The following is a 4,306-nucleotide window of genomic DNA, read 5'->3' as shown; positions in this document are numbered from 1 at the left end:
GGGACCGCTACTGCCGCGACGCCCTGCTGCGCGAGGCGCCGCACCTGGCTGCGCGCATCCGCGCCTACCGCGGCGGCTACCTGCCCGAGGAGCGCCGCGAGATCGAGCGGCAGCTCTTCAGCGGCGAGTTGATGGCCGTCTCGAGCACGAACGCGCTGGAGCTGGGCATCGACATCGGCAGCCTGGACGCCGCGATCCTCGTCGGCCTGCCACCCACGGTGGCCAGCACCTGGCAGCAGGCGGGCCGCGCGGGGCGGGGCGAGGCGGAGAGCTGCGCCATCCTGGTCGGCCACAACGACCCCATCGACCAGTACCTCATGCGCCACCCCGAGTTCTTCTTCCGGCAGAACCCCGAGCAAGCCGTGGCCGACCACGGCAACCCCTTCATCCTGCTGCCGCACCTGCGCTGCGCGGCCTTCGAGCTGCCGCTCACGCCGGCCGACGAGGATCTCTTCGGCCCGCTCGCGCCGGGCGTGATGGAGATCCTCGAGCAGCGGGGCGAGCTCAGGCGCGCGGGCGATCAGGTCTTCCACGCGGGGACGAGCTATCCGGCCGCCGAGGTGAACCTGCGCCAGAGCGTCCTCGACACGGTCAGCATTGTGCAGGTGCCGGGCGACAGCGTGATCGGCAACGTGGATCTGCTCGGGGCCTGCCAGCTCGTCTATCCCGAGGCGATCTACCTGCACGACGGCGAGACGCACTTCGTGCGCGAGCTGGATCTCGACCAGAAGGTGGCCTACGTCGAGCCGCGGGCGGTGGACTACTACACGCAGCCCATCAGCGAGCAGCGCGTGAAGCTGGACGCGGGGCTGGAACGGGTGGCACTGCGGCCCGCGGGCGCGGCCGCCGAAACGTGCACGCTGGGCTTCGGCGACGTCACCGTCAGCAAGACCACCTTCGCCTTCAAGAAGATCAAGTTCGGCAGCCTGGACTCGATCGGCTGGGGCAAGCTGGACCTGCCCTGGCACCACCTGCGCACGCGGGCCTTCTGGATCGCGCCCACCGAAGACACGGTGCTCGCTCTCGACGCGCAGGGCCACAAGCTGGCCGAGGCGCTGGCCGGCGTGAAGAACCTCGTGCAGGCCGCGCTGCCCTTCTTCGCGATGTGCGACCGCGCCGACCTGGGCGGCGTGGTGGACGCGAGCAACCTGGGCGCGACGGCGCTGTTCGTCTACGACCGCTTCCACGGCGGCCTCGGCTACAGCCGCGTCGGCTACGACGAGCTGGAGCGCCTGCTCGCTGCGTGTCTCGACATCCTCGCCGGCTGCGCCTGCGCGGACGGCTGCCCGGCCTGCGTGGGGCTCCCGGCCGTGACGCCCGGCCGCCACGAGGACCCGGACCTCAGCCCCGACTTCGCGATTCCGGGCAAGCAGGCCGCGCAGGCCTTGCTTGAGCTGCTGCTGGGGCGCTGATTGTACACGTGTACACTCGCGGGCATACAGAAGCCCGGCGCGCGACAGCGCGCCGGGCTCTTTTTGCATTTGGGCTAGTGCGCTCGCGCCCTCGTTGCCTGCGTTGTTTCGCAGGCGAGAGGATGCGAGCCCGCGCCCCTAGTCCAGAAGTACCAGCTTGCCCGACGCGCTGCCGCGCGCATCGCGCCACTGAATGAAGTACACGCCCGCCGCGGCGCGCTCGCCATGGCCCGTGCGGCCGTCCCACTGCGCCGTGACCTCGCTGCCCGCCACGCGCGCCTGGATGAGCCGCACCGTGCGACCCTGCGCGTCGAAGATGCGAAGCTGGCCGCCTCCCGCGCCCGCTGCGCGCGTGGCGCAAATCGTCGCCAAGAGACCGCGGCCGAGCGGACTGGGGTAGATCAGCAGGCGATCGGCGCCGCTGAACTCGGTTCCGGCAACGCCAGTCTCCGCGCTCTTGAGGCCGAGGCTGTAGAAGTCGCCTGCCGCGACGGCGATGAAGTCGGCATTGGGCGCCGGGACGTTGCACAGACCACAGTAGTCGTCCCCCCATGCCACGATCGTCCCGTCGCTCTTCAGGCCGAGGCTGTGAGCATAACCTGCCGCGACGGCGATGAAGTCGGCATTGGGCCCCGGCACGCTGCACTGACCATCGTCGTTTCTTCCCCACGCCACGATCGTCCCGTCGCTCTTTAGGCCAAGGCTGTGGTGTCGGCCTCCGGCGACGGCGATGAAGTCGTCATTGGGCGCCGGGACGTTGCACTGATTGTCGCTATTGTATCCCCATGCCACGATCGTCTCGTCGCTCTTCAAGCCGAGGCTGTGGGAGTCGCCTGTCGCGACGGCGATGAAGTCAGCATTAGGCGCCGGGACGTTGCACTGACCGGAGCTATTCATTCCCCATGCCAAGATCGACCCGTCGCTCTTCAGGCCGAGGCTGTGGGAGTCGCCCGCCGCGACGGCGATGAAGTCAGCATTAGGCGCCGGGACGTTGCACTGGCCGGAGCTATTCATTCCCCATGCCACGATCGTCCCATCGCTCTTCAGGCCGAGGCTGTGGTGCTCGCCTGCCGCGACGGCGATGAAGTCGGCATTGGGCGCTGGGACGCTGCACTGGCCGTAGCTATTGGATCCCCATCCCACGATCGTCCCATCGCTCTTCAGGCCGAGGCCGTGGTAGCCGCCTGCCGCGACGGCGATGAAGTCGGCATTGGGCGCCGGAACGTTGCACTGGCCGGAGGTATTGTATCCCCATGCCACGATCGTCCCATTGCTCTTAAGGCCGAGGCTGTGACCCCAACCTCCCGCGACGGCGATGAAGTCGGCATTGGGCGCCGGCACGTCGCACTGGCCATCGTCATTCCGGCCCCATGCCACGATCGTTCCATCGCTCTTCAGGCCGAGGCCGTGTATCGCGCCTGCCCGGACGGCGATGAAGTCGGCATTGGGCGCCGGCACGTCGCACTGGCCGGAGCTATTCATTCCCCAGGCCACGATCGTGCCATCGCTCTTCAGACCGAGGCTGTGGAGCTCGCCTGCCGCGACGGCGATGAAGTCGGCATTGGGCGCCGGGACATTGCACTGGCCGTAGTAGTTGTTCCCCCATGCCACGATCGTCCCGTCGCTCTTCAGGCCGAGGCCGTGGAAGTAGCCGCCCGCGACGGCGATGAAGTCGGCATTGGGCGCCGGGATGTTGCACTGGCCATAGTCATTGTATCCCCATGCCACGATTGTCCCGTCGCTCTTCAGGCCGAGGCTGTGAGCATAACTTCCTGCGACGGCGATGAAGTCGGCATTGGGCGTCGGGATGTTGCACTGGCCATGGTAATCGTCTCCCCATGCCATGATCATCCCGTCGCTTTTCAGTCCGAGGCTGTGGCGCTCGCCTGCCGCGACGGCGATGAAGTCGGCATTGGGCGCCGGGACGCTGCACTGGCCGTCGCCATTGGCTCCCCATCCCACGATCGTCCCATCGCTCTTCAGGCCGAGACTGTGGAAGCCGCCTCCCGCCACAGCGACGAGGTCCTCCAATTCAGCCTGCTCCACGACGACCCGGTCCCCCCAACCGATGATGGCTCCGCTGGGCTGGCCCTGCGCAGTACCGATCGATAGGGCCAAGATGGCAAGCCAGAGCATAGAAGCGATCCGCCGCGCCCTTCCCACAGTGCACACCTCTCGATCAGTGGCCTACTGAGATCCCATTGCTGTCCGATTCCGACCATTATAGAGCAACGCCATCCAGCGTAACAATCCAAGAGCGATCCATCCGCTATTCTTCACGGATAGCCACTTTGTACAGGCCTCGATCACTCCTATCGAGGACTCACTGCGCGCCTAGGGCTCGCAGGGTTACAAGCTCGCCGCAGCGCTGGCGGGCGTGAAGAAGCCGGTGCAGGCCGCGCAGGCGCTGCTCGAGCTGCTGCTTGGGCGGTGATTGTACACGTGTACACTCGCGGGCATGCAGAAGCCCGGCGCGCGACCGCACGCCGGGCTCTTTCTCTTCGCGCAAGCGGGCTCGCATCCGGGTCGCCTGCGTTGTTTCGCAGGCGAGAGGATGCGAGCCCGCGCCCCTAGTCCAAGAGTACCAGCTTCCCCGACGCGCTGCCGCGCGCATCGCGCCACTGAATGAAGTACACGCCCGCCGCGGCGCGCTCGCCATGGCCCGTGCGGCCGTCCCACTGCGCCGTGACCTCGTTGCCCGCCACGCGCGCCTGGATGAGCCGCACCGTGCGGCCCTGCGCGTCGAAGACGAGCAGCTTGCCGCTCTCAGCGCCGGGGCTGCGGGAGGCGCGGATCGTCGCCTGCAGGCCGCGGGCGAGCGGGCTCGGGTAGATGTCCAGCCGATCTCCGGCCATCAGCTCGGTCTCGACGACGTCGGTGGGTGTGAAGCCGGG

Annotated in this window: 3 protein-coding genes; 1 reads left to right on the top strand and 2 read right to left on the bottom strand. The window is 67.9% G+C overall.

Annotation, left to right across the window (positions count from 1 at the left end; genetic code table 11):
- The coding region (locus FJ251_14015; protein ID MBM4118820.1) for a DUF1998 domain-containing protein at positions 1-1,412 on the top strand (1,412 nt) is incomplete at its 5' end.
- 138 nt (positions 1,413-1,550) lie between these two features.
- Here the strand turns inward: FJ251_14015 and FJ251_14010 are convergent.
- Positions 1,551-3,548 (bottom strand): hypothetical protein, encoded by a 1,998-nt coding sequence (locus FJ251_14010; GenBank protein ID MBM4118819.1) that lies wholly within the window; start codon positions 3,546-3,548, stop codon positions 1,551-1,553.
- A gap of 434 nt (positions 3,549-3,982) precedes the next feature.
- On the bottom strand, positions 3,983-4,306 hold a 324-nt coding region (locus tag FJ251_14005), incomplete at its 5' end, for a T9SS type A sorting domain-containing protein (GenBank protein MBM4118818.1).

The organism is bacterium, assembly GCA_016873475.1.
Taxonomy (GTDB): domain Bacteria; phylum Krumholzibacteriota; class Krumholzibacteriia; order JACNKJ01; family JACNKJ01; genus VGXI01.
The sequence above is the reverse complement of the archived record's forward strand: the minus strand, read 5'-3'. Positions and strand labels throughout refer to the sequence as shown.